At 63.6% G+C, this 26,202-nt stretch carries 23 protein-coding genes; 17 read left to right on the top strand and 6 right to left on the bottom strand.

The genetic code is table 11. The annotated features are described in order from the left end of the window. Both ACT86A_RS18065 and ACT86A_RS18060 read left to right on the top strand, forming a co-directional pair. Positions 1 to 1,560 carry a class I adenylate-forming enzyme family protein gene (locus tag ACT86A_RS18065; protein ID WP_445093319.1) on the top strand — a complete coding sequence of 520 codons (1,560 nt, stop codon included), beginning with the start codon at positions 1 to 3 and terminating at the stop codon, positions 1,558 to 1,560. A gap of 11 nt (positions 1,561 to 1,571) precedes the next feature. After that, a complete protein-coding gene (locus ACT86A_RS18060) occupies positions 1,572 to 2,675 on the top strand; it encodes an NAD(P)-dependent alcohol dehydrogenase (RefSeq protein WP_445093318.1) in 1,104 nt (367 codons plus the stop codon). Between the two features lie 145 nt (positions 2,676 to 2,820). Here ACT86A_RS18060 and ACT86A_RS18055 read toward each other — a convergent pair whose 3' ends face one another. From ACT86A_RS18055 to ACT86A_RS18040, 4 genes are all read right to left on the bottom strand, one after another. Continuing rightward, the gene (locus ACT86A_RS18055) at positions 2,821 to 4,290 is read right to left on the bottom strand and encodes an APC family permease (protein ID WP_445093317.1); all 1,470 of its coding nucleotides are present in this window, start codon (positions 4,288 to 4,290) and stop codon (positions 2,821 to 2,823) included. 91 nt (positions 4,291 to 4,381) lie between these two features. Further along, on the bottom strand, positions 4,382 to 5,230 hold the full coding sequence (locus ACT86A_RS18050; protein WP_445093316.1) for a MoaF C-terminal domain-containing protein: 849 nt from the start codon (positions 5,228 to 5,230) through the stop codon (positions 4,382 to 4,384). 390 nt (positions 5,231 to 5,620) lie between these two features. Beyond that, entirely contained in the window at positions 5,621 to 8,908 is a 3,288-nt protein-coding gene (locus ACT86A_RS18045; protein ID WP_445093315.1) for a protein kinase domain-containing protein, read from the bottom strand. Between the two features lie 312 nt (positions 8,909 to 9,220). After that, positions 9,221 to 9,850: a carboxymuconolactone decarboxylase family protein gene (locus ACT86A_RS18040; protein ID WP_445093314.1), complete on the bottom strand. Its 630-nt coding sequence runs from the start codon at positions 9,848 to 9,850 to the stop codon at positions 9,221 to 9,223. Between the two features lie 328 nt (positions 9,851 to 10,178). On the opposite strand from ACT86A_RS18040, the gene ACT86A_RS18035 reads away from it, so the two are divergent. From ACT86A_RS18035 to ACT86A_RS17980, 12 genes are all read left to right on the top strand, one after another. Then, entirely contained in the window at positions 10,179 to 11,531 is a 1,353-nt protein-coding gene (locus tag ACT86A_RS18035; RefSeq protein ID WP_445093313.1) for an aromatic ring-hydroxylating oxygenase subunit alpha, read from the top strand. Beyond that, a complete protein-coding gene (locus ACT86A_RS18030) occupies positions 11,528 to 12,064 on the top strand; it encodes an aromatic-ring-hydroxylating dioxygenase subunit beta (RefSeq protein ID WP_445093312.1) in 537 nt (178 codons plus the stop codon). The genes ACT86A_RS18035 and ACT86A_RS18030 overlap by 4 nt, the downstream gene beginning before the upstream one ends. Then, on the top strand, positions 12,061 to 12,345 hold the full coding sequence (locus ACT86A_RS18025; protein WP_445093311.1) for a dihydrodiol dehydrogenase: 285 nt from the start codon (positions 12,061 to 12,063) through the stop codon (positions 12,343 to 12,345). The genes ACT86A_RS18030 and ACT86A_RS18025 overlap by 4 nt, the downstream gene beginning before the upstream one ends. Further along, positions 12,342 to 13,367 (top strand): dihydrodipicolinate synthase family protein, encoded by a 1,026-nt coding sequence (locus ACT86A_RS18020; protein WP_445093310.1) that lies wholly within the window; start codon positions 12,342 to 12,344, stop codon positions 13,365 to 13,367. Before ACT86A_RS18025 ends, ACT86A_RS18020 begins: the two co-directional genes overlap by 4 nt. Next, positions 13,364 to 14,335, top strand: a complete 972-nt coding sequence (locus ACT86A_RS18015) for a hypothetical protein (RefSeq protein ID WP_445093309.1) — start codon at positions 13,364 to 13,366, stop codon at positions 14,333 to 14,335. Before ACT86A_RS18020 ends, ACT86A_RS18015 begins: the two co-directional genes overlap by 4 nt. A 42-nt stretch (positions 14,336 to 14,377) precedes the next feature. Further along, complete coding sequence (locus ACT86A_RS18010; RefSeq protein WP_445093308.1) at positions 14,378 to 15,226, top strand: cyclase family protein; 849 nt, start codon at positions 14,378 to 14,380, stop codon at positions 15,224 to 15,226. Between the two features lie 2 nt (positions 15,227 to 15,228). Beyond that, positions 15,229 to 16,128 (top strand): carbon-nitrogen hydrolase family protein, encoded by a 900-nt coding sequence (locus tag ACT86A_RS18005; RefSeq protein ID WP_445093307.1) that lies wholly within the window; start codon positions 15,229 to 15,231, stop codon positions 16,126 to 16,128. Next, positions 16,128 to 17,099 (top strand): VOC family protein, encoded by a 972-nt coding sequence (locus ACT86A_RS18000; RefSeq protein WP_445093306.1) that lies wholly within the window; start codon positions 16,128 to 16,130, stop codon positions 17,097 to 17,099. The genes ACT86A_RS18005 and ACT86A_RS18000 overlap by 1 nt, the downstream gene beginning before the upstream one ends. 10 nt (positions 17,100 to 17,109) lie before the next feature. Then, a complete protein-coding gene (locus tag ACT86A_RS17995; protein ID WP_445093305.1) occupies positions 17,110 to 18,534 on the top strand; it encodes an NAD-dependent succinate-semialdehyde dehydrogenase in 1,425 nt (474 codons plus the stop codon). A 31-nt stretch (positions 18,535 to 18,565) separates the two neighbouring features. Then, on the top strand, positions 18,566 to 18,760 hold the full coding sequence (locus ACT86A_RS17990; RefSeq protein ID WP_445093304.1) for a ferredoxin: 195 nt from the start codon (positions 18,566 to 18,568) through the stop codon (positions 18,758 to 18,760). Continuing rightward, positions 18,757 to 19,974, top strand: coding sequence for an NAD(P)/FAD-dependent oxidoreductase (locus tag ACT86A_RS17985; RefSeq protein ID WP_445093303.1), 1,218 nt, complete (start codon positions 18,757 to 18,759; stop codon positions 19,972 to 19,974). The genes ACT86A_RS17990 and ACT86A_RS17985 overlap by 4 nt, the downstream gene beginning before the upstream one ends. 79 nt (positions 19,975 to 20,053) lie before the next feature. Further along, entirely contained in the window at positions 20,054 to 20,800 is a 747-nt protein-coding gene (locus ACT86A_RS17980) for an SDR family oxidoreductase (protein ID WP_445093302.1), read from the top strand. 20 nt (positions 20,801 to 20,820) lie between these two features. On the opposite strand, the gene ACT86A_RS17975 is transcribed toward ACT86A_RS17980, so the two are convergent. Next, complete coding sequence (locus ACT86A_RS17975) at positions 20,821 to 21,600, bottom strand: GntR family transcriptional regulator (protein WP_445093301.1); 780 nt, start codon at positions 21,598 to 21,600, stop codon at positions 20,821 to 20,823. Between the two features lie 341 nt (positions 21,601 to 21,941). Here ACT86A_RS17975 and ACT86A_RS17970 point away from each other — a divergent pair, with 341 nt between their 5' ends. The 3 genes from ACT86A_RS17970 to ACT86A_RS17960 all read left to right on the top strand — a co-directional run bounded on the left by ACT86A_RS17970 (position 21,942) and on the right by ACT86A_RS17960 (position 24,806). After that, the gene (locus tag ACT86A_RS17970; protein WP_445093300.1) at positions 21,942 to 23,135 is read left to right on the top strand and encodes an LVIVD repeat-containing protein; all 1,194 of its coding nucleotides are present in this window, start codon (positions 21,942 to 21,944) and stop codon (positions 23,133 to 23,135) included. A 79-nt stretch (positions 23,136 to 23,214) separates the two neighbouring features. Beyond that, a complete protein-coding gene (locus tag ACT86A_RS17965) occupies positions 23,215 to 23,730 on the top strand; it encodes a nitroreductase family protein (protein WP_445093342.1) in 516 nt (171 codons plus the stop codon). Between the two features lie 146 nt (positions 23,731 to 23,876). Continuing rightward, positions 23,877 to 24,806: an amidohydrolase family protein gene (locus ACT86A_RS17960; RefSeq protein WP_445093299.1), complete on the top strand. Its 930-nt coding sequence runs from the start codon at positions 23,877 to 23,879 to the stop codon at positions 24,804 to 24,806. A 118-nt stretch (positions 24,807 to 24,924) separates the two neighbouring features. Here the strand turns inward: ACT86A_RS17960 and ACT86A_RS17955 are convergent, their stop codons facing one another. Beyond that, complete coding sequence (locus tag ACT86A_RS17955) at positions 24,925 to 25,965, bottom strand: Ldh family oxidoreductase (RefSeq protein WP_445093298.1); 1,041 nt, start codon at positions 25,963 to 25,965, stop codon at positions 24,925 to 24,927. Between the last annotated feature and the right edge of the window lie 237 nt (positions 25,966 to 26,202).

The raw sequence follows: 26,202 nt of genomic DNA, 5'->3' as shown, positions 1-26,202 counted from the left end.
ATGTCTGGAACATTCTCGTTCGGCCCCGAGGTAGGCCCCGGGGAGATTCTGTCCTTCGCCGCCCGGCGCTATCCGGACAAGCTCGCGTTGGTGTTCGGCGAGAAGCGGTTCACCTACCGAGATCTCGAGACGATGTCGCGGCAGATCGCGGCGGCGTTGCAACAGCGCGGGATCGGCGCCGGCGACGTGGTGTCCCTCTACGGGCAGAACAGCTGGGAATGGATCGTCGGCTACCACGGGGCGCTGCGGGCGGGAGCGGTGGTCAACCCGATCAACGTGATGCTCACCGGTCCGGAACTGGCATATGTGCTCAACGATGCCGAATCGAATGTCCTGTTCGCCGGAGCGGCGCAAATCGCCACTGCCGCGGCGGTGGCAGCCGAGGCTGCCTCGATCGAACTGGTGGTCGGGTTCGGCGACGAGCCGGCCGAGAAGTCCGTGACGCCGTTCGCCGCGCTCGTGAAAGAGGGCACGGACGGGCAGCCGACCGAGGTCCGGCACAGTCCGGCCGACCTGTGCGCGATCGCCTACACCTCCGGCACCACCGGACATCCGAAGGGAGCCATGCAGTCGCACCGCGCGATCTTGCTCAATTGCGCGTTGACCGCAACGATGCACGGGCGCACTCGTGACGACGTCGTCGTCACGGCCCTGCCCGCGGCCCATGTCTACGGCAACGTGGCGATCAACTCCACCTTTCTCGTCGGCGGGACGGTGGTGCTCATGGAGCGTTTCGACGCCTCGGCGGCCCTGCGACTGATTGCCGCTGAACAGGCCACGATGTTCGAAGGCGTGCCCGCCATGTACTCGATGATCCTGGCGGACGAATCGCTCGCCGACGCGGATCTGACCAGTCTGCGACTGTCGACCGTCGGTGGACAGACACTGTCGGTCGACACACTCGACGCGTGGCAGCACCGTTCGGCGGCACCCATGGTCGAGTTGTGGGGCATGACCGAACTCGGCGGACTCGGTACTACGCACAGTCCGTACGCGCCACCCGTACCGGGGTCGATCGGTGTTGCATTGCCGGGTACGGAGATCCGTATCGCGGCGATCGACGGAGCCGACGAGGAAGTCCCCGTCGGCGAGCGGGGTGAACTGCAAGTGCGTGGTCCGCTGGTGATGCTCGGTTACCTGGGCAATACCGCCGCAACCGAGGAAGTCATGCTTCCCGGTGGCTGGATGCGCACTGGTGACGTCGCCTACGCCGACGACACCGGACATTATTTCGTCGTCGACCGGATCAAGGACATGATCGTCACGGCGGGATACAACGTCTATCCGGCAGAGATCGAACGAGTGGTCGCGGGCCATCCGGGTGTCGCGATGGTGGCGGTCGGTCGACGCCCGGACGACGTGCGCGGCGAAGTCGCCATCGCCTATGTGGTCCCCAAACCGGGCGTGGAGCTGAGCGATTCGGACATTATCGATTACTGCCGGGGCAGCCTCGCCGCCTACAAACGACCGCGAGCAGTCGTGTTCGTAGACCGACTGCCGACCACGTCGTCGGGGAAGATCATGCGCCGCAAACTTGCCGAGCTCGCCGAAAACAAGTGAGGAACTGAACCGTGAAAACTACCGCCGCCGTGCTGAAGACGGCCCATTCTGCGGTCTCCCTCGAGGAGGTCGACATCGAACCACTCCGACCCGAGGAAGTGCTGGTGCGGATGGTCGGATCAGGTGTCTGTCATACGGATTTGGGTGTGATCGCCGCGCCGGGCGAGGGACAGACGCCGATCGTGCTGGGACACGAGGGTTCCGGTGTCGTCGAACAGGTCGGCTCCGCGGTTACCACGCTGGCTCCGGGCGACCGGGTGGTGTTGTCATACACCTCGTGCGGTACATGTGACAACTGTTCGAAAGGTATCCCGCAGCACTGCCGGGACTTCGTCGGGCTCAACATGGTCGGCAGTCGCTTGGATGGCACGTCACCATTGAGTAGCGGCGGCACCCCGGTTCTCGGTTCGTGGTTCGGCCAATCATCGTGGGCGCAGCGTGCGGTTGTCACCGAACGGAACGCGATCAAGGTCGGCGATGATCTGCCATTGGAACTGCTCGGCCCGTTGGGTTGCGGAATCCAGACCGGCGCGGGCGCGGTGCTCAACACCCTCGCACCCGAGCCCGGTTCGTCGATCGCGATCTTCGGAGCCGGATCGGTGGGCCTGGCGGCGTTGCTCGGGGCAAAGGTCGCCGAATGCGGCATTATCGTCGCCGTCGATATTCAGGATTCGCGGCTCGCGAAGGCGACCGAGCTCGGTGCCACGCACACGGTGAACTCGTCGGCGGTGGACGCCGCGGAGGCCATCCGGAGCATCACCGGCGGACTCGGCGTCAACTACTCCGTGGACTGCATCGGATTTCCCGTCGTCGTGCGCAGTGCGCTCGAGTCGCTGCAGACGCCGGGTGTGTGCGCCACCGTCGGGTTCCAAGGGGTACCGAACGAGATCACCATCGATCATGGACAGCTGCTGTTCGGTAAATCACTGGTCGGTGTCATCGAGGGCGACGCGGTGCCGTCGGAGTTCATCCCGCGAATGATTCGGCTGTACAAGCAGGGCCGGTTCCCGTTCGACAGGCTCATCGACACCTTCGCGTTCAGCGAGATCAACAAGGCTATCGAGGCTGCTCATCACGGCGATGTCATCAAAGCGGTGCTCACCTTCGATAGCTGAGCTGCGGTCGGCGGGATCTGTCCTCGGTGCTGGGCAGGTGCGCGCTCGGGGGTAGACCGTAGCCAGGCGATGCACGATCGGTACCAGCTCCGGCCGGGTGCGGCGGAATCGGCTTCCGTCACACCCGGCCGGATCGTCGACGCGTTCAGACGAGTTCGGCCTGGTAGTCGATGTTCGGGCGGATCGCGGCCCAGCAGAATCCGAGCGCGGCGCACAGCGGGATGAGCAGCAGCAGCCATCGCGCGACTCCGCCTTGTCCGCCGAGCAGGACGTCGTAGTTGTCGATAGCCAGGAAGGCGACCACGACGAACCCGAGGAAGGCGACGGAGGGGGCCACCTTCGTCTTCCACATGCTCGTTTCCAGGCGAGTTCGACTGAAGAAGGCGACGATTGAGATCGAGGTGAGAGCGAGGATCGCGATCAGCGCGACGGTGCCGAGCGACAGCAACCAGCTGAAGGTAACGGTGAGGGGATCTGCATCGGCGAGCTCGAATCCGGCGAGGATGATCATGAGGACCACGCCGACACTCAACGCGGCCGCGGCCGGTGTGCCCGTGCCCGCGCCGGCGGTGCCGAGGCGGTGGGGCAACACGTTCGCCCGTCCGAGCGCGTAGACATAGCGCGCGAACATGTTCTGGAAACCGATGAGCATGGCGATGAAGCTCGTGACCACCAGGACCTCCATCACGGTGGTCAGCCATGAGCCGACTTCTTTTGTGGCGATGGCGAACACGAATCCTGCCGGATCGGTCGCTGCCGCGGACTGGACGGTGTCGGAACCGACAGAGTTGCCCAGAGCCCATGTGGTGAGAGCGTAGAAAACGCCGATGAAGGCGATCGACATATATACCGCCCGGGGAATGGTGCGGCGGCGATCCTTTGCCTCCTCGGAGAAGACGACTGTGGCTTCGAATCCGGTGAAGCAGGTGCTGCAGAACAGGAACGCGATGCCGAGTCCCGGACCGGCTAGTTCGGTCGGATCGAAGGCCGTCAGTGAGTTGCCGTCCGCTCCGCCGCCGCTGAAGATGATCACGCTGTCCAGAACCACGAAGGCGGCGATCTCGCAGACAACCAGCAGCCCGAGAACCTTCAGGCTGATGTCGACGCCGCGGACAGTGAGCGCGGTGACCACGGCCAGGCTCGCGAACATCAGCACCCATGGTGGGATGTCGAGGTCGGCGTGCTGAACGAGCAGCTGGTTCGCGAAAACCGAGAACTGGGACCACAGCGCAGCCTGCAACGCTATGTACGCCAGCACAGCCACTCCGGCGGTAGCGGTGGCTACCCGTGGGCCGATCCCTTGCGCGACGTACGCGACGAAGCCTCCCGCGTTGGCGATGTGCCGGCTCATGGCGACATAACCGACCGAGAACACGGCGAACAGGAGCGCTGCCAGTAGATAGGTGGCCGGAGCCGCGACACCGTTGGCGGCGAATACGACTGGCGAGGCGCCGACGACCGCGGCCATCGGCGCGACAGCCGCGACCACGAAGAACACGATCGCGGCGACACCCAGTCGGCCCGGTCGTAGTCCGGCCCTTCCTGCCCCGTCGGGTTCGATGTCGCCGGCGGTAGGAGGAACGGGCTCCGCCGGGTGGGATGGGGTGGTGGACATTGGTAACTCCAGTGTGATCGCGAAAGACACAGTGATGTCGCGGCGCGGTCGTCGCGGCCTGTGGTGATCGGCTCGAGGAGCCGGACACGAACTATTCCGGGCCGGCGGCAGGCCCGGGGCGGGCTTGGTCGACCGAAGGCGTTCGCTCGAACTCTTCGGCGTAGGCACCCATGGTGATGTTGACGAGATCCCCGGTCTGCTGGTCGATGCCGAACTGGATTCCGACGGTGCGGTGAGCATTGAGGTCGATGAGGACCATTCCCTCGACGCCGACGTTCTTCTCGAGCCATGAGAACAGGTAGGTCTTCTCGCGAAGCTTCCAATACGTGCAGCGATCGGTATCGCCCACACCGATCTCGGCGCCACCGAGACAGAGCCAGGTGAACAGCTTTTCGTTGAGGTAGATGTGGTCGTACACGTCTTCGCTGCTGTAGGCATACCGCACCCGGCGCCCGATCAATTCGTCGGTCGGCGGGTGTGCGTCGGCCGGCGCGGCGTCGCTGCCCGCGATTTGGCCTTGGAACCAGCGTTGGTCGGCGAGGTGGGGCCGAGGTCCCAGCCCGAGCCATGCGATGGCCCCGGTGACCTGGCCGGAGGCCAGATCGAGGGCGGCGCTGATCACGACCGGATGATCGTCGGTGCTCCGTCGATAGTGCAGATAGAACAGGTCACGCTGCATTTCGAACAGCTCGTAGGTTTCGGTTCCGCGTTGCTCGCCGGCCGCACTGCGAGCGGTCCACTGCACGTGGTTGCCGGAGAACGACTGGGTGAGGGTGAGCGTCTCACCGGAATCGAGGAAACGACCATGGATGGTGATCTCCCGCCCGTCCAGGGCGCGGCTGTGGTCCGGCCGGTACTCGTCGAAGCCGTCGGCCATCTCGCTCAGCGATGCCCAGTCGTCCTTGTTCCAGCTGAAGGCAGGGGAAACGGATGCGCTCATAGTGTCAGGTGTCCTTGTAGTCGTGCGGAAAAGCCGGCGTTGTCCGAGAGGAGGGGATCAGGTCAGCCGAGCTCGACCCAGACGCCCTTGGCCGTGAATTCGGCACCGGAGAGCGGCAACCCAGCGGCCATCGATCAGCAACCGCTCGCGCACATCCATGTGTGAAACTCCTCGATAATCCGTGACCGCTGTCACATGATGTGGGTTTCACTCTGTACTGGAATCGGCGTGCTCGCATGGACCAGGGGGCACAAAAGTTGCCTATTCGTGCACAGATTCCATCCGGGTCAGCTGCGGTTGCCGGCCGCTGACCGGGTAGTGACCGGGTGTTACGCCGAACGGCTCGTGAACAGCGCAGGCCGTTCGCCTGTTCCCGTGTCGTGGGCGCGATCAGGAGTCCGGGGTATCCGCGCGAACCTCGGAGCCCTCGTCTTGTGATGCCGCGATCCATGCCGCGATTTGTGTCCGTGAGGTGAATTCGAGCTTGGTCAGCAGGTGTTCGACGTGGCCTTGCGCGGTGCGCGGTGAGATCACCAGGCGGCTGGCGATCTCCTTGTTGGTCAGTCCCTCGGCGATCAGTTCGGCGACCTCACGCTCGCGTTTGGTCAGCTTGCCTCCCGCAGGGGCGGTCGACGTAGCAGGGACGTGTTCGCCCAGGGCGTAGGCGACGGCGGCGTCGAAACTGAGTGCGGCGCCCTCCCGTTGCGCCGCGGCGAAGTTCCGCTCACTCAGGGCCTGTCGCGTTCGGTGTTCGTATTCGTCTTGGTAGGTCTGCATGTCCGGGAACAGCACGGACGAAGTCCCCACCGACTGGACGATCCGCTCCGCGGCGGCGGCCAAGACGACCGCGCGCTCCGCGTTCTGTTCCTCGGCGGCGATCCATGCCAGTGATCGCAGGCACATGCTGGCGTTGAAGCGATCCTTGATTCTGCCGCTGGCTGCCAGCGCCTCGTGCAGTAGTCGATTCGCCCTGGTGCGATCGCCCTGCCGCCACAGCGCAAATGCCAACGACCACAACACATATGAGCGGTATACCAATTCTCCCCGCGCATCGGTGATGGCAAGCGCGCGCTCGTAATATTCGACGGCGCTCTGGGTGTTGTTGCAAAGATCGTATGACAACCCGAGGAAGGTCAAAGCGAAGATATAGTGCAAGGACACTTCGTGCTCGGAGTAGATTTGGGCTGCCTGTTCCATATACGGTCGTGCGTCGGCGGGCTCCCCGCGGAATATTGCGAGAAGTCCGTCGGCGAGATTGATGTGCGCGTGGGCCACCGGATCGGTCGTCTGTTGGAGTAGCGCACGACCCTCGTCCACTCGAACGGCTATCGACTCGACGTCGCCCTGCGCTCCAGCCATATGGCAAATGGCATAGAGTGCTGCGGCCCGGTCGGGGGCGGCATCCTTGGTGCGGCAGTCCAGGAATCGGTTGACCCAGTGCCTGCCCTCGGTGAACAAACCCCGGGAAACCCAGTAGGGGAACAGGGCGGCGACGATCCGGATTCCGGCGTCGGGATTGTTGGATATGGCGAACTCCAGCGCTTGCCGCACATTGGCTTGCTCGTGATCGAATCGGCTCAGCCAGTCGAGCTCGCGGGGGCTGGTCCAGCTCGCTTCGGCGTCGCGAGCGAGCTGTTCGTACCAATTGCAGTGGCGTTGGCGTAGCTCGAGGCATTCGCCGGTCTCTTGTGCTTTTTCGAGGCCGTAGTCGTGGACGGTGTCGAGCATTCTGAATCGGAGCGCGGTCTTCGATGCTTCGCGGGTGAGGATCGATTTGTCGACGAGATTGGTGACGGTGTCGAGTAGGTTGTCGGCGGGAAGGTCGTTGCCGCAGACGTGTTGTGCGGCTTCGAGTTCGAAGCTGCCGGCGAATACCGATAGCTGGGCCCAGATTCGCTGTTCGAGGGGTGTGCACAGATCGTAGCTCCAGTCGATGCACATGCGTAATGTCTGCTGCCGGGAGGGGGCGCTTCTGCTGCCGCGGGTGAGCAACGCGAAGCGGTCGGTCAGTCGTTGCAGGATCTGTTCGGGTGACATCGCGCGCAGGCGGGCGGCGGCGAGTTCGATCGGTAGTGGCAGGCCGTCGAGCCGTTGACATATTCGGGCGATGGTGACCTTGTTGTCCTCGGTGATCTCGAAGCCGGCGACCGCCGCGGCGGCCCGTTCGGCGAACAGTGCTATCGCGTCGTTGCGCGGCATGCCTCTGGGGAGCCGGTCGGGATCGGGAACGGCGAGCGGGTGGACCGGCTGTACCGCTTCTCCGCTGATACCGATCGGTTCGCGGCTGGTCGCGAGAATCCGCAACCTGGGGCATGCGCGAAGCAGTGATTCGGCGAGCTCGGCCATGGCGGCCACCAACTGCTCGCAATTGTCCAGCACAAGGAGTAATTCGCGCGGAGCCAGGTACGCGACCAGGGTGTCGTACACCGGCTTCGCCGATCGGTCTATCAATCCCAGTGCCTGCGCCACGACACCGACCAGCAGCGACTCGTCCTGCAGCTCGCCGAGGCCGACGAAAGTTGCGCCATCGCGGTAATCCCGTTGCACCATGGTGGCTACATGGAGGGCCAAGCGGGTCTTCCCGACCCCACCGATACCGGTCAATGTCACCAGTCGCGAGGTCGACAGGGAGTTCTTCGTCTCGGTCAGTTCCGTGCGCCGCCCGACAAAGCTGGTCAATTCCAGCGGAAGACGACGTATTCGGCTCGAATTCGTCGACAGCACCGATGGCCCACGCCCCTGCGGCGTTGGTTCGGCCGAAGAAGGCTTCAGCTGTTGGGCTCCGCGCACCGCCATCTCGTCGGCCGGAAATCCATGATCGAGTTGGGATGTCTGCAGTAGTTCGCCGAGTTCCGCGGCGGATGGGCGGTTCGCGGGATCGGCGGTCATAGCGCGTTCGATGATGGCGCTGACATCCTCGGGGATGCCCTGTTCGCGCAGGTCGGGTACGGGTTCGGCGGTGATCCTGAGAAATTGGGCCACCAGTTGTTCACCGCTGCGGCGTTCGAACGCGGCGTGCCCGGTGACCGCGGCGAACAACGTCGCGCCCAGGCTGTAGACATCCGTAGCGGGACTGGTCGATTCGCCGGCCACGACCTCGGGAGCGGTGAACGCCGGAGTGCCGGTCAAGATCCCGGTGGTGGTGACGAACCCGCCCGCGAAATGGGCGATCCCGAAGTCGGTGAGCGTTGGCTCGTCGTAGTCGGTGAACAGGATGTTCGCTGGTTTGACGTCGCGGTGCAGGACGCCGAGGCGGTGTGCGGATTCGAGGGCGCCGGCGATTTTGACGCCGAGGCGTAGGGCGTCTTGGAGGGGCAGCGGGCCGTGGTGGCGGATGCGTGCGTCGAGGGAGCCGTGGGGGTAGTAGGGCATGACGATGAAGGGGCGGCCGTTGTCGGTGACGCCGGCTTCGAGGACGTTGACGATGTTGGGGTGTCCAGTGAGTCTGCCTGCGGCGCGTTGTTCGCGGAGGAATCGTGCGCGGTTGTCGTCGTCGAGGTCGGCGGTGAGGATTTTCACGGCGACGACGCGGTCGAGGGTGGTTTGGGTGCAGCGGTAGACGGCGCCGAAGCCGCCGCGGCCGATTTCTTCGGCGTCGCCGAATCCGGCCGTTGCCAGTTCCGCGGCTACCGAAGCGGTCACGTCGCGTTGCGTCGTGAATGGATCGAACTCGGGCATCGGTTACACCGACTCAGCCCATCCACGCCGCGGCCGAAAAACTACCACTGCTCACCTCTCGACAATGCACTTCCAGCATATCGCGTGTGAACCCGGTCCGAGCCGGACTGGCGGAACGGTCCAGGCTTTCTTGACCTCCCCGAGGTCAAGGCCTCCTTGGCGTGCCCTGCTGCGGCCCAGATAGGCACCTCCACTGTGCTGCGATGCTGCCTGCTGCTGCGTGCTGGTCGGTTCAGTGCAGAAGCGCGTATGCAGCATGCCGACCGGTTCGCTCAACTCGTGAGCCTTACCGGCCTCGGCAAGCGGGAGCTGTCAGCGATGCGGACGATCCACCGGGGCGGTGTGCACGAACGACGGCGACGGCTCGCCATGCGGCAGCGGTGTGCGCCACGAGCGCAGCATCATGCTGAGCAGATCGTAATACCCGGTCAGCGTGATCAGATCGGCGAGGGTGTCGACGCCGAGCTGGTCGAGGGCGCTGGCGTAGAGGTCGTCCGGGATGTCCCGATCCAGCAATAATCGTGCCGTGACCGTGCGGACGATCGCTTCTTGCGCGGACAATGTGGGTGGTGCCTGGTCCTCCCGCAAGGCGTCGAGTTCTTCCTCGGTGAGGCCGGCTTTCCGGCCGACCCGCTCGTGCGCATACCACTCGAAGTCACTTCGGCGCAGTACGGCGATCGTCAGAATCGCGATCTCCCGTTCGCGGGCGGTGAGCTGCGTGCGATAGCGAATGGCGGCTCCGAGTTCCTGGAGTGCGTCGCCGACGGAAGGGTTGACCAGCATCGCGTTGAACGGCCCTTCGAGGCGGCCCTGCGCGTCGGTCAGCTGGAAGGTAGCTGGTCCGGCACTCCTCGGTCCTCCGACGATCTTGTCGTAGACGGCTCTGCGTTCCTCGTCGAGTTCCTCTCGCGTCGGCCAGAACAGGCGTCCGTGTGACGGCATCGGTGACCTCCTGTGGATCGTCGGGGCTTGCCCTTTGGGTGTCATTGAATGATGTATGACAAGATACAAATTTCGGGCCGGAAGTGGAACCGTTGGTCGCGAAACCCCCGCCTGGGCAGCGAGTTTCGTGTCGGGCTCACCCTTCGGCGGCAGGCAACACGATCCTCGCCCGCTGCGCAAGGCCTGCTGGCGCAGCGGAGAACCGCGTCAGCGGCATCAGCTTCTCCCGATCGCCGTCACGCAATCCCGCCGAGCAATTCGCATAGCTGATTGCTCCAAGACGGTAGAACACTTGCAATATGTATGACAAAGATCCATCATTGTTCCCATGGCCACACCAGTAGTGGGACGGGAGGACGGAACGATGGATTGTGATGCCGCCGACGTACGGCGAGGTCGATGGTCCGACGACAACCTGCTCGAGCGGGAGCTTCGCCAGATCTTCGCCCACTCGTGGCTGTTCGTCGCCCACGAGTCCGAAATACCTGATCCGGGCGACTACGTCTTGCGCAAGATGGGCCGCGACCAAGTCATTGTGACGCGGGATGAGAACCGCGAAGTGCGGGTGCACCTCAACACCTGCCGCCACCGCGGCGTCCCGCTCTGTCGCGCCGACAGCGGCAACACGTCGCATTTTCGCTGTAGCTATCACGGTTGGACGTACGCGAACACAGGCGAGTTGCGCGGGATTACGTATCAGCGAGAGGTGTTCGGTAAAGAAGGAATTGACAAGAGCAAGCTTTCCCTGTTCGCTCCGGCGCGCGTCGAGTCGATCTTCGGCCTGGTCTTCGCACACTGGCAGGAAGAGGGGCCGAGTCTGCGCGAATACCTCGGCGACATGATCTGGTACTTGCAGACCGTGTTCGGCAAGTTTCCACAGGGAATGGAGGTAGTGGGCTCTCCCCTCCGCAACGTCATCAAGGCCAACTGGAAGGCCGAAGGGGAAAACCTCTCCGGCGACGGCTACCACACCACGGTGACGCACGGTTCGGCGTTCGTCCTCGGCCTGTTCGCGACAGAGAAGGACCTGGTAAAGCTCAGCAACGAGATGGCCCCCAGCTTCACCGGCCGAACAGTGACAACTCCGCACGGCCATTCTATGCGGGTCCAGCGTCTGCCCTTGGTGTTCGACGGAAACCGGTTCTTCGGATACCCGGAATCAATGTGGCCTGATATCGAAGCGAAGCTCGACCCTGCGCAACAGAAGCTGATGTCGGCCTTGTCGGTAGGACACGGAACTGTCTTCCCGAACATGTCTTTCATCGAGAACTTCAAGACGAACGTCGACGGGCCGGATCTGCACGCGCGTTACGTCCGCATCACTCTGCGTTACCCGATCGACGCAACGACCACCGAAGAGCTGTGGTTCTACCTCGCACCCAGAGGCACGGACCCGGAGTGGGGTCGGCTGTCGAAGCTCGCCTATCTACGAACCAACGGACCGTCGGGTGTGTTCGAGATCGATGACACAGAGAATTTCGTGGGCATCAGTGAGGCGTCGAAAGGTGACCGTGCACGGGAACTGCCGATCGTGATCGAGGGCGGCCGACACCACCCGCCGACCCCACCAGAGGTCGGCTGGCCGGGCGACGTGGTCGACGGTGACCGCACGGAGCGAACCATTCGGGCGTTTCATCGGCGTTGGGACGAGATGATGTCTTCGGCAGAGGCACACGCATGAGCACCACAGAGCGGCCACGCTTCGTCTCTGCTGATGTGCGCGCCGAGATCGCAGATTTCCTGGCCTTGGACTCCGAGCTGCTCGATGATCGCCGATTCTGGGATTGGGGGACGCTGCTGACCGAAGACTTTCGCTACCAGGTGCCGACGCCCAGAACACCGGACACCCCGTTCAAGCCGCATTGGGACGACCGGGTCATGTTCATCGACGAGTCGAAATGGTCGCTCGAGACGCAATGGTTTCGGCGGCTCGATGAGGACATCTACGAGATGTCGTGGGGGGAGAACCCGCCGGTCAGGTTCAGACATGTCGTGAGCAACATCCGAGCCGAGCAGACCGACGATCCGAACCGCTATCGGGTCCGCTCGAACGTCGTCCTGATCGCGACTCGGCAGTCGGACCCGCCGAAGTATCTCAGCGGGCAGCGAACCGACACGATCGACCGAGTCGACGGCCGGCTGTACCTCTCGCATCGCTGGGTGGTGCTGGACCAGGTGCTGCTCGACTATCCGCAGATGAGGATCGTGCTGTGAGTGCGAACGCGCGGGATGGCGGCGAGCTCGTCATCGCAAATGAGTTCGCCGCAGTCGTGGTGCGGAAGGTTTCCACTCGTAACGGCGAGCGGCTGGAGATCCGATCGGCAAACCACGGACAGCGCATCTTGCTGGATGCGATCGCGCTCGAATCCCTTACCTGGTCGACCGCGCTCGAGGTCGGCAAGAACCTCGAGACACCGCACGGCCCCGACCCGGCTCACCAGAGACGGCCACCGGAGCCACGAGTCGACGCCGACAACAATGGAGAAAAGCAATGAGGAAGTACCCATCCGGTGACGCGCGGGCATGGGCGTTGGAATCTCTGCGTGGCGCATGCGGTTGCGTGAGCCCGACCTTCACCAGCGACCTGTCGGGTCTCAACGAGGCGGCGGTGCGGCATGATGTCGCACTGGCGAAGGAGCATGGCCTGTCGGCTCTGCTGATCGTCTCCGAGTGCGGCACCACTGCCGAGGAGATGCGGCAGTTCACCGAGATCGTCGTCGACGAGGCCGGTGCCGATCTGGTCACTGTCCTGCAGGCCAGCCAACCCACGCTGGCCGCCACTGTCGCCTCTGTGGAGCATGGCGCATCGGTGGGCGTTGATCTTGTGATGCCTTCCTACCCGCTCTACTTCAATCCCGGCCACACCGACGAAGTCGTGGGATTCACCAAAGCCGTGGCCGATGCCGGCGCAGACACGGGCGTGATCATCTTCGCGATGGATCAATGGAACTTCGGCCGGCTGCACGCCGCGGGTTTCTCGATTTCGTTGCTCGAGCAGATGGTCGATGGTATCCCGCAAGTGGTTGCCATCAAGAATGAAGTCGGCGGCCCCGGAGTCGGCGGCATCGCAGCGGTTTTCGAGCGTTTCAACGGCGAGGTCGTCGTGACCGACCCGCTGGAATTCAACGCCCCCGCCTGGATCGCGAACTACGGCATGCGGTTCATGGGCACGTCCAACTACGAACTGATGGGACCTGTGGTTCCGCAGATGCTCGAGCTGCTCAGTGACAAAGCCACCTGGGACAAAGGTATGGAACTGTACTGGCGTGTCGCGCCCGCACGACGCGCTCACGCCGCAGTGTGCACCCCCCTTGTAGCGAACAGCGGCCTCGTCCCCCGGATGCATTGGAAGTACCAGGGCTGGCTCAATGGCTACAACGGCGGCCCGATCCGGCAACCGCACATGCGGATCAGTGCCGCACAGATGGCTACCCTGCGCAACGCCCTCGCTGCCTCCGGGTTGGACATCACCGGCGACGCTGACGAAAAGTTCTACGCAGGCAGGAATCCGGCATGACCAACGATGACGCAACTGCGATGCGCTTGCTCGACGGTGCCGATGTCGATGCGCTGGCCGGCCCGGCAATCGGTCTGCAGGCCGCGGCTGTCGCGGCACGGTTGAACCGCGAACGCGTCGCTACCGGCCGTGTCCAGGTCAACGGTGATGTTTCCTGGTCGAGGATCCTCACCGGTTCTGTCTCAGAACTGGATCTATTCGGCTACAAAGAGTTTCACCGAGTGGGCAAGCGCGTTCGCTATCACATCCACCTTTTCCGTGAATCCACGGGCAATGCCCTCGGCATTGTCGACGGTCGGCGGATCACCAGTCTGCGCACCTCGTCGACGGCGGCAGTCGCGGTGCAGGCATGGGCGCAGGGACCCGTCCGGGTCGGTGTGATCGGTTCGGGTGAGGAGGCTCGCGAGGGCCTTCGAGCCCTGGCCGGCGCGGTCGAGGTTTCGAGTTCCGCTGTCTTCAGCCCGACCCCTGCCAACCGACAAGCGTATGCCGCTGAAATGTCCGAGTCGCTGAGCTTGCCGGTCGAGGCGCACGACAGTGTGGCGGATGTGGTGTCGAGTTGCGACGTACTGTATGTCGCCACGTCGGCGAAGGGCGATCCGTTCCTCGGCCTTGCCGAAGTCGGCAAAATTCCCATGATCGCCGCTGTCGGTGCCACCCAACGTGCCGACCGCGAGCTGCGGGGTGAGGTCTTCGAGGGAGCGACGGTTGTCGTGGACGCACTCGACGCCGTTCTCGAATCCGGCGACGGGCACGAAGCGATCGAAAATGGCTGGGACGCCGACACCGCTCTGCTGCTGGGACAGTACCTGGCAGACCCGCCGGCCGGGGCCGAGAGAACGGTGTTCAAGAGCATCGGGAGCGTCGAGCAGGATCTCGTGCTGGCGCTGTTGCTCCTCGAGTCCGCTGAAGCGGAAGGCCGCGGTCAAGTGGTCAAACCAGTTGGTTCCCTGCGCATCATGCGCTGACGACAACCCCAGGACAGCTGAACCGAGCTGCTAGGAGGATCAATGCACATCGTCGATCTCACCCACCCGTGGGGGATCCACACACCGGGCTGGGTGGGCTACCCGGGCGGGAAGCTCTACTACACCCAGAACCTGCAGACGAATCAGATCGTCTCGCAGAAGATCGAGACATCGCTGCACAGCGGTACGCATCTCGACGGACCCATGCACGGCACCGACGGTGGCTTGGACATGGCTTCGCTGCCGTTGGACAAGCTGATCCACGCCGGGGCTATCGTGGACGTGTCCGATCAGGTCGGCGACTGGGATCTGATCGAGCCCGAGCACATCACCGCCAAGGTCGAGGTACGCAAGGGTGACATTCTGATCATCCACACCGGATTCCACCGCTACTACCAGGGACAGCCGCAGCAGGATCTGGTCCGGTACTTCACTATGCACCCGGGCGGCAGCGTGCGGTTGGCGCGATGGATGGCCGACATGGAGATCCGCTGGTGGGGAATCGACGCTGGTTCCGGTGATCACCCGATGAACACGACAATCCGCAACATGCGGCCTGATCTGCTCGCGAAGTTCGAGAAGCACGTAGGCAAGAGTTACCGTGACTTCTTCGGTGGCGACTACCACTACACGCACCACATGTCCGGTCGCGAGATCGAGTCGGACATCTTTCCGATGCATCACCTCGCTTTCCAAGACGGGTGCATTCATGCCGAGAACGTCGGCGGTGCTATCGAGACCGTGCTCAACCGGCGGGCGGTGATCGGCGCATTCCCTTGGAAGATCGAGGGCGGCGAAGCCTGCCCCTGCCGGATCATGGCGTTCTTCGGTCTGGAAACGGACGAGGTGGTCGAGGGCATCGCCGACGGTCAGTTCGTCAACGGGTCCTGATCATGTCCCACCCTGAGGCCACCCTCCGGATCGCGCTGGCCCAGCTCGAATTGCCCGCGCTGGACGTGTCAGGGAACCTGTCGCGGACAACCGGTGCGATCGAACAGGCTGCCGGCGCGAAGGCCGATCTGGTCATTCTGCCCGAAATGTCCAATACCGGTTACGTTCTGGATGGGTCATTGCTGGGACCGGTGGCTGAGCCGGTCACGCCACGAAGTGAAACCGTGGCGGGCTGGTGCGACGCCGCCGCCCGCCACGGCATCACCGTGGTGGGTGGACTCGCCGAACGGGACGGTGACCAGCTGTACAACTCCGCTGTCGTGATCGGACCCGACGGCGTTGTGCGACAGACCTATCGAAAGCTGCACCTGTTCGCCGGCGAGACAGAGGTCTTCGCGCCGGGTGACCGGGGGCTGGAGGTCGTCGAGGTGAACGGTCTGCGGATCGGGATCCTGATCTGCTATGACCTTCGCTTTCCCGAGGCGACGCGAATTCTGGCCGTCGCAGGCGCGGATATCATCGCCGTGCCGACCGCGTGGGTCGGCGGATTCGACCGCACGACCGAGCCCGACGCGGACATCGGCCAGGTTCGAACGGTGCGGGTGATGGCGAATCTGAACTCCACACCGATCGCTTGTGCCGGCCAGGTGGGCGCTACGGGTCCCTTTTCGTTCCTGGGCAGTTCACTGGTTGTCGATCCATTCGGCGTCGACGTCGAACCACCCGCCGGTCGTACCCAGAGCGGCGTCCGGGTCGTCGACTTGGACCGGTCGCTGCTCACGATCGCTCGGGACCGGGGTGACGGCATGGCACCGCTGCAGCAACGTCGCACCGACGTATACGACGCTCGGCTGGGCTACCGCGGAGCCACAGAATCTCCAGTAGGTAAAGGAGTTTCGTGATGGACCAACTCAATAAGCAGCGTCCGAGCCGACTAGCGCCGCCACAAGAGACTTTCGAGTGCCGCATCACTCATGTTCGGTACGTAGCACTCGGCGTCGACGACCTCGACGCGACCTCGGGCTTCTACCGGGATGAGTGGGGTTTGGCGGATGCCCATTCCGAATCGGGCTTGGCCTTCCTGTCCGCCGAAGGCTCATCGGATCCCTTTGCGCTGCGTCTTCGGCAGGCCGAGGAGAATCGGCTGGATCTCGTATCGTTCGCCGTCCGCACCAGAGGAGACGTCGACTGGTACGCGGACAAATTGGTGTCCGCTGGTGTCACGCTGATCTCGGAGCCGGGGGCGCTCGACTCACTTGGCGGTGGTTACGGCCTTCGCTTCTTCGATCCGGTGGAGGGTCGCACCCTCGAGATCTCGAGCGAAGTGAGACCGCGCAAAGCACGCGAAGTCCAATCGCGCGAACACATTCCCGTCGGTATCTCGCACATGGTGATGAACAGCGCGAAGCTGCCCGAGCTGGTGAACTTCTTCCACCGAGTGCTGGGCTTCTACAAGAGCGACTACCTCGAAGACCAAATGGTGTTTCTCAAGGGCGACACACCGGCACATCACCAGTTCGCCGTCGCAGCGAACAAGTGGGCGAACGTCAACCACATCGCCTACGAGACTCGCGGTATCGATGAATACCTCCGTGCCGCAGGCGCTCTGGTACGGCGTGGGCACCAGATGGTGTGGGGCCCCGGTCGCCATGGGCCCGGCGACAACACTTTCGCGTACTTTTCCGACCCGTCCGGGTTCGTTGCCGAGTACACCACCGCGTTGGAGCCCATCGTCGACGTCGCGCAGTGGCAGCCCAGGATCTGGCACCGTGTCCCGTCGGAGTCGGACCAATGGGGCGTGTCCTGCATCCGAAATCCGGAGCCATTCATCGGCAAAGCGGACAACGGCCGCTGGGTCGCCCCGCCGATCTGAAAGTCACCTCATGATGAAGCTCTGCACCGATTCGTACATCAATGGCCAGTGGGTGGCAGGCAGCCAACGCCTGCCAGTGCTCAACCCGGCCACGGGACACCTGCTCGCGGATGTCGCTCTCGCGGACGAGGCCGAATGCGACGCGGCAGTCCGGGCGGCGTCGGACGCGGCGGCGGACTGGGCGGCCTGCGCACCCCGGACCCGAGCCGAGATTCTCCGGCGTGCTTTCGAGTTGATGACCGACAGCGCCGATGAGCTGGCGCAGTTGATCACTGCGGAGAATGGCAAAGTCCTCGCAGACGCTCGCGCAGAAGTCGCCTATGCGGCCGAGTTCTTCCGGTGGTTCTCCGAGGAAGCGGTTCGTGTGCAGGGCGATTACCGCCTGGCGCCCAATGGCGACAAGCGAATTGTCACTACGCACGAACCCGTCGGGGTATCGCTGCTCATCACGCCCTGGAACTTCCCCGCGGCGATGGCGACCCGCAAGATCGCGCCCGCGCTTGCCGCCGGCTGCACGGTGATCCTCAAACCGGCTGCGGAAACGCCGCTGACGGCGTTGGCAATCGCCGATCTTCTCGATCGTGCCGCAGTGCCCGCCGGCGTGGTCAACGTCGTTCTGCCCGGTGATGTCGGCCCGGCGGTCAAACGGATGCTGGACGACCCCCGCGTCCGAAACCTGTCGTTCACAGGCTCGACGGAGGTTGGTCGGATTCTTCTCCACGCCTGTGCCGACACCGTGGTGCGAACAAGTATGGAGCTGGGCGGAAACGCGCCCTTCGTGGTCCTGGCCGGCGCAGACGTCGAGGTTGCGGTCGAGGCCGCGATCGTGGCGAAAATGCGAAACGGCGGCGCGGCCTGCACCGCTGCCAACCGCTTCTATGTGCACCGTGATCTCGTCGAAAGTTTCACCGCGGCGCTCACCCGACGCATGCAGTCCCTGGTTGTCGGCCCGGGAGATCGGCCCGGTGTGCAACTGGGCTGCCTGGTGTCGGAGAAGGAACGAGAGAAGGTGGCCCGCCTGGTCCAAGCTTCGATCGACGAGGGCGCGCGACGGACTACAAACGCTGCGGAGCACGTCACGGGTGCCTTCTATCCGCCGACCGTGTTGGCCGGCGTCAAGGCCGACGCGGCCATTCTTCGCCAGGAAATCTTCGGCCCAGTGGCGCCGATCGTGAGTTTCGACTCCGAGGACGAAGCGGTGCGGCTGGCAAACGATACGGAATTCGGCTTGATTGCCTATGTTCTCGGACCCGAATCGACGGCGTTACGAGTGGCCGGTCGGCTGGAGGCCGGGATGGTAGCGGTCAACCGAGGCGTGGTCTCGGACCCGGCCGCGTCATTCGGCGGGATGAAGCAGAGCGGGCTCGGGCGCGAAGGTGGCTTCGACGGAATTCACGAGTTCCTCGAGACGAAGTACATCGCGGTCAACGCCTGATACGAGTCTTCTGAAAGAGAGAGGTTGTCGCATGAACGTCACCGTCGACATTGCAGTGTGCCGGGGGTACGCCAACTGCGTGGTCGAGTCGCCTGATGTATTCGACATCGATGACGCGAACGGCAAAGTGCTGGTTGTGCAGGAGCACCCGGACGAGAGCCTGCACGCCGAAACTCGAGCCGCGGCTCAGTCCTGCCCGGTGCGCGCGATCACCCTGTCGGAATGAGCGGCGTAGTCATCGCGGGCGCAGGCGTGGCATCCGTCGCCGCGGTTCGTTCGCTCAGACAGGTCGGGTATGCGGGGCCCATCACACTCTGCACGCTGGAGGCACACCCGCCGTATGATCGGCCGCCGCTGTCCAAACAGTTTCTGGCCGGCGCGGTGACAGTTGAACAGATCCGCCTGCTCGGTCCGGAAGAACTCGGGAAACTTGCCGTCGAAATTCGAATAGGCACCGGAGCAGTGGGTCTCGATACGGGAAACCGTTCCCTCGAGTTGTTTGACGGCACAATGCTTTTCTACGATGCGCTGCTGATCGCCACAGGGGCGGATGCGCGCCAATTGCCACTTGGGCGCGATCTGCGAGGCGTGCACTACCTGCGTACGATAAATGATGCCGAGACGCTTGCGGCCTCACTCGCTGGAGCCCGGCGCGTGGTGATCATCGGGGCCGGGTTCATCGGTCTGGAGGTGGCGGCAACCGCACGCAGCGCAGGAGCCGAGGTCACCGTTCTCGAGGCCGCGTCAGCGCCGCTCACCAGGGTGCTCGGTGACGACGCTGGATGGGCCATCGCGGATCTCCATGCGGGACAGGGCGTCTCCATCCGTTGCAACACCAGGGTCCTCGATATTCTTGGCTCCGCGGGCAACGCAAACCGGGTTGTTGTCGAAAGCGGCGAGTCGGTGGAAGAGATTCCCGCCGATGTGGTTGTCATCGGCGTCGGGGCCGGCCCGGCGGTGGAATGGCTGTCCGGCTGTGCGGTTGCGGTCGAGGACGGGATTGTCTGTGACGAGCGGGGCCGCACCTCTGTACCGCGGGTCTATGCCGCGGGTGATGTCAGCCGTTGGCGAAACACCGCCACCGGCGCCCATACCAGAGTTGAGCAGTGGCAGGCGGCCGGTGAGCAAGGCGCGATCGCCGGTGTGAACATGGCTTTCGATCTCGGCGTCGACGGGGCGTCGGACGTCGCTTGGGATTCGGTGCCTTACTTCTGGTCTGACCAGTACACGCACAAGGTTCAGTTCTGTGGCGCTGCGTCCGCAACGTACCTGACGCGTAGCACCAAGCGCGGATGGGTTGCGTGCTACGCCGACGACGACGGTGAGCGGTTACGCGGTGTGCTGGCCATCGACGGCCCGGTGGCTGTCGCGCGGGGGCGGAAGTTGGTTCGCGCCGGCATTGGGTGGCCTGAGGCTGTCGAATGGCTGGAGAGTTTGTAGCAACCACGACTACGGACCGGGCGCTTCGGATTGCTTCTCCCAGTGCTGTGAACCGACACTTCGAACGAAGGACATCGACATGAGCCATCCCCGAACTGTTCTCATCACCGGAGGTTCGTCGGGAATTGGTGCCGAGATCGCCCGTCAATTCTTGGCATCAGGCGACCGGGTGACCGTTTTCGACCGGCACGAGGCACCCTTTGCCGGTGTGGAGACCGTGATCGGCGATGTGCGTCGCGCTGAAGACAACATGAAAGCAGTGGCCGCCGCTTCCCTCGACGGGAAACTCGATGTTCTCATCGCGAACGCGGGAATACACGACGGCGGGCGCACGCTGCGGGACGCAGCGCCGAGCGAAGTCGCGCAAACGGTTCAAAGGCTGTTCGAGGTCAATGTGCTCGGTTATGTCCTTGCGCTGACTGCTGCCGGCCCAGCACTCGAGCGAGCGGGGGGTGCTGCCGTGCTCACTCTGTCCGACGCGTCTTTCGACGTACGGGGCAACGGAGCCGGGGTCGGCTACATCATCGCGAAGCATGCGGCCCTTGGGCTCTGCCGCGCCGCCGCACGCGATCTGGCTCCCGAAGTGCGGGTCAACGCTGTTGCGCCGGGTGGTGTGGCCACAGCCTTGTCGTCGGAGTCGGACAGCGGGGTCGAACCGGTTGTCACCGATCCGGCGTTGCTGGCAGAGCGGCTCGCCGGACGGACCTTGCTACAGCGGGGTGCGAACCTGCAACAGATCGCTTCCGCATACGTCTACCTCGCCTCGAGTGCGGCTGCCGGAATAACCGGGCAAGTCCTTCGTGTGGACGGCGGTTTGATTTCCTGACCCGGTGATATTCCGCCGCGTCAGCGAGCGCGCACTTGACGCAGTCGTACGAGGTCGTCGCGCATGCTCTCCCGGGAGAAGGCGACTGGAGAGTTCAGGTCCGAGTAGTGCGTTTCGTGGAGTTCGAGAAACGGCGAACCCACAGCCAACCCGAGCGGATTTTTCTTGGACTTGACGACGCGGGGGACCAAGTCGATAACCGAGTTGTCGATCTCCCGGGCCGGCCACGAGGTGCTGAACTCGAAGATCGATGCCGGAATCGCCGCATCTCCGTGGACGAGCTGTTGCGCTAGTCCCGGTCGCACGTACTCGGCAGGCACCTCTTGGATGAGATGTACCGCCGGCTTACCGTCGGCGAAGTACGTCTTGTTGTTCACCAGGACCTGCCCTTCCGCAGGGGCTCCTAACGCTTCGACTGCGAAACTCGATCCCGGCGAGACGATTTCGAAGTTCTGCTCCACCGTGACGGTCTCATAGCGGGCTTCGAGCATCCCGCTGAAGCCGATCAAGCGGTGTAACACCATGCAGTTGCGATCAACCTGCGGTCGAATCGCGGTCCCACGGCCCGGCACCCGAGAGATCACGCCCAAGCGTTCCAACGACTGAAGGGCCGCGCGTACGGTCGTCCGGCTCAGGCCCATCTGAGCGGCCAGGTTCGGCTCGTTGGGCAACCGGTCCCCGGGGAACTCACGATCAAGGATCATCTGAAGCAACGCCGTGGTGGCTTGCTCGGTGAGCGAGCCGTTACCGATCCTCGGTGGGATCCGCGTCGACGGCGGCATCCCGACATTGGTCTCCATCATCGCCCTCGTCCTTTCAAGATCATCGATTCCGTTCTTTCAAGATCATTTCCCCTCGCCCTTCAAGCAGTACTGCCTGGGCATTCATAGTACCGACCGGCCTCGGCCGCGCAGGTCGTGGGCTTCGCCCCACGGTCCGCCGCGCGGCGCTCGCCGGCCTCGACGGCGGCCGGGGCTCGCCCGACCGGATAGGCCACGGACATTATTGACAGGCGTGTCTTTGTAGTACAAAGTAGGAATGGCCGGAAGAGCGGCTGATCTGCGTGACGCGGTGGTCAACGAGTGCGCGGCCGCGGCTTCATCCGAAACGGCAGCAACCTTCGCAAGCTTAGGAGTACAGCGTGACATTGCAGGCTGCAGAAATCGAACACCTCAATGCCGAAGCCTCGGGGTTGAAGGTGATCGGCAGAACCGATCTCAACGGAACCGGCGACTGCATGCATGTCAACTTCCACGGCCATTACGCATATGTCGGGCATATGGGTGACAACACTGTGGGCACATCGGTCGTCGACGTCAGTGATCCGACGAATCCGCGCGTTGTGCACCAGGTCGGAAAGCCGGATGGCATTCGGTCACACAAGGTTCAGATCGCGGGCGACATCATGATCGTGAACTACGAGAGCCCGCCGTGGCTGCCGGTCGATCCGTCCCTGCCGACCGGATTCAAGGTGTTCTCGCTGGAGAACCCAGAGCAACCACGGGAGATCGGTTTTCATCACATGCCGGGTCACGGCGTGCACCGCCTCAAGTACTTCGAGGCGCCCTATGCCTATATGAGCGGCAGCGACAACGGATTTCATGAGGACCGCCAGTTCTTCATGATTTTCGACCTGTCCGATCCCACCAAGCCGAAGGAAGTCAGCCGGTGGTGGTACCCGGGGCAGAACACCGGCCAGGGGGAAGTTCCGGAATGGCACCCCGACCGTTGGGTGTGGAACCACCACGCGAATATCGCCGGTGACCGCGCCTACTGCTCCTGGTGGGACGCGGGTGTCGTGATTCTGGACATCTCGGACAAGGCAAAGCCGACTATGGTCAGCCACCTGACCTTCGATGATCTGCGTGTGCCACTTCGGGTGGCGGGTTCTGCGCACAGCGCGCTCCCCATTCCGGAGCGAAACCTTCTGATCCTCAGCGAAGAGGAGTTGGAGGACAACGTTGCCGGGTACAAGAAGTACGTGCGGGTCATCGACATCTCAGACGAGAAGCGTCCGCGGCAGATCAGTATTCTGCCGGAACCCCAGGGCGACTTCGCCCATCGGGCCGGGCGGTTCGGTCCCCACAATCTCCACGAGCGGCGGCCCGGTTCTTACCAGAACCCGGATGAGGTGTTCGTGACCTATTTCAACGCCGGTGTCCGGGTCTATGACATCAGCGATCCGTTCCACCCACGCGAGATCGCCTATCACGTCCCTCCGGCGCCCCATCCTGGAGGGTCGATTCACATGAACGATCTCATCGTCCGCGACGATGGACTCATCTTCGCTACGGATCGGCACGGTGGTGGTCTTTACATTATGGAACGCACGTAATGGGCAGGCCGACTTCGGAGCGTGTCGCCGACGGACGTGCGGGTTTCGCGGTGTCGCACGATATGAGGAGGGTATGACGATGGAAACGTGGGATGCAATCCGAGCGCGGCGGAACGTGCGCAGCTACCGGGCGGACAATGTCAGTGCGCAGGATCTCGAGCGAATGGCTGAGGCGGGTTGGCGGGCGCCCTCCGCAAACAACCGGCAGCGTTGGGATTTCGTGATTGTCACTCAACCGGACGTGCTCGTCGAGCTGTCCACGGTGTGGCGCGGAGCCGGTCACATCGCTTCTGCGGCTGCGGCCATCGCGCTCGTCCTGCCGGACGCTGACGACGAGAAGACTCGAACCACGGACTACTACGATCTCGGCCAGGCGACCTTCGCGATCACCCTGGCGGCTGCAGACTTGGGCATCGGCACCGCGCACGCGTCCGTCGGTGACCAAGACAAAGCACGCCGCATTCTGGGAGTGCCGCAGGGCCACTCCGTCGCCTATCTGCTGGGCGTCGGCTACCCCGCAGACCGCCCGCTGAAGCCGATTGTGAACCCAACCCGCCGTCCGTACGCCGAGGTCGTTCATCGCGAAAGCTGGTAAGCGGGGCGAGGCGGTGGAGATTTTTCTGAACCCGTCCGAGATCATCCGATTTCTGGAAGAACGATCTGTGCGGACGTGGTTCTGGTGGCAGCGGTTCATTCGAGCAAAGACCAGGGGCACGCGAAGGCCGTGCCGAAACCGGAAAGGTGATCGACTTGATCGTCGACATCCATTCGCATCTCTTCCCGCGGTCATGGCAGAAGGAGGGGAATCTGCCTGCCACGATGTTCGATGTGCAAGAGATTCTTGACCGTCAGCTCGAGGGGGGGATTGACGTGACCATAGTGTCCGACCCGCACATCTGGTACGGCGACCTCGATCTGGGGGATATCGAGAACGTCCGGACGTTCAATGATTTTGCGGCCGAACTCGCCCGGGACCAGCCGACCGTGCACGCGATGGCGACATGTTATCCATGGCGTGGTGCCGAGCAGATCCGAGAAGTCGAGCGTGCGCTGACCGAACTCGATCTGCCGGGTGTCGCCCTGGCCACCAACGACGGGGGTCGGTATCTCGACGAAGTTCCCGACGAGTTCTGGGATCTGGTGATCGATCACGACGCACCGGTTTTCATTCACCCGCCGGGATCGGTTCTGGGGCATCAGCACATGACGGACTACCGTCTCGGTGAGATCTGCGGCAGGCCCCTGGACACCACCCTGAGTTTGGCCCGCTTCATCCTCACCGGAAAGTTCGCGCAGCATCAGCAGTTGAAGCTCGTGTGCGCCCACGCGGGAGGAGCCATCACTACCCTCGCCACACGACTCGACTTCGGGCACGAGCTACGGGACTACAGCCCGTTCGGCCCTTGGGGACCCGTGCGACTCGAGCGGAAACCCTCCGAGTACATCAGCCAACTCTATTTGGACACAGTGACATTCGGCTCGGATGCGCTCAGCCTGGCACTTCGGACAGTCGGGGCGCAGCAGCTGTGCTTCGGCACTGACGGACCGCCGGTACCTTTCCTCGCCAGCCGCAATCGAAACTTCGTGCACGAACTGGGTCTCGACGCGGATGACGAGCGGGCAGTGCTCGGTGGCAACGCTGTTCGCCTGTTCGGTCTGCGATCGCTCTGAGGCTGCGTCTGCAGTAGACATCTGCGGCGGGGTTTCCGGCTCCGGCCGGATCCGACCGCGCTGCGCGCGTTCCGCGGCGGATCCGGTTCGGGCTGGGCGGTCGCCTATGGCCGTGCGATCAACTGAGGCCGGCGATTTCGTCGGCGTCGAGGTCGAGCTGCGCCGCGATCTTTTTGAGCTCCTGCCACGTTGTTTCGGCGACAGGTATTCCCGTCGCCTGCCGTTCTGTTCGCACCCGGGCTTCCGGATCGCCCGGCAGGAGCACTTCCGCAAAGCCCGGCGCGGGCGGCACCCGGGTAATACGTGCGGCCAAGTCATTGGCCGCGCAGGAGTAGTCGCCGTGCGGTCTGAACGCCGAGTCGGAGACCGCGAAGATGAACAGTCCCGTCTCCATGGCCGCACCGGGGTACTGGTCGGCCCCGGTGAGCGGTCCGGCCAACATGTCCGCGACCACCGCGAGGGCGTATCCCTTGTGGCCGCCGAAAGGCAGCAGGTGGCCGCCTTCGAAGTAATCGTTGGGATCGGTGGTTGGCGTACCGTCCTGCCGAACGATGCAGTTTTCCGGTACTTGTTTACCCTCTGCCCTTGCCAGCATCACCTTGCCATTGGCGATGGCGGATGTCGCGAAGTCCAACGAGATGGGGTCGTTCGGTTCGCGGGGAACCGAAAACGAAATCGGGTTGGTCCCGAGCGAAGCCTGCGCGCCCCCGAAAGGCACAGTCATCGACGGGCCGCCGTTGCCCACGGTCATGAACATGGCCACCCCCTTGCGCGCCGCACGGTCGGTGAAGGCTGCCAGTCGGCCGGTATGGCCGATTTCCACCACCCCCACTGCGGCCGTCCCGTTTTCCAGTGCCATCGAGGTGGCGAGATCAGTGGCCAGCAGTGCCGCGGGGTGCCCGAATCCGCGGTGGCCGCGAATCAGAGCTGTTGTTGTTGTGCGGTGAACGATCTCTGGCCGTGCTCGCGGCACGATACGACCGAGTTCGATCCACTTCAGGTAAAGGTCGACGCGGAGGACACCGTGTGAATCGTGGCCGGCCAGGTGGTTGTCGATCAGTATTTCGGCGACGTCTTCGGCGAGGTCCGACGGTGTATCCGCCGCCTCGAAGATGCGGGTCACCAATAGCTTCAGGTCATCTGGACGCAGGTATGGCATAGCAGCAGCGAAGCCTTTCGTGCTCGAGCGAGTACTACCTTGAGCGATTGCTACCGGGAGAGGTCCCAGCGCGGTCCGGATCCAGTTGGATCTTGTAGGACTGGGCTTGACAAGTCAATATTTGTACTACAAAGTAGCAATTCAGAGCTTCGGCCGGTACGGCATACCCAGAAATCGTGGCCGCAAAGCATCTACCAGCACGGGTTCAGTCTCGCGCGATCGACGACCGTCGTGGCG

It is taken from the genome of Nocardia glycosmidis, assembly GCF_052545115.1.
This window is presented reverse-complemented; position numbering and strand designations above follow the sequence as displayed.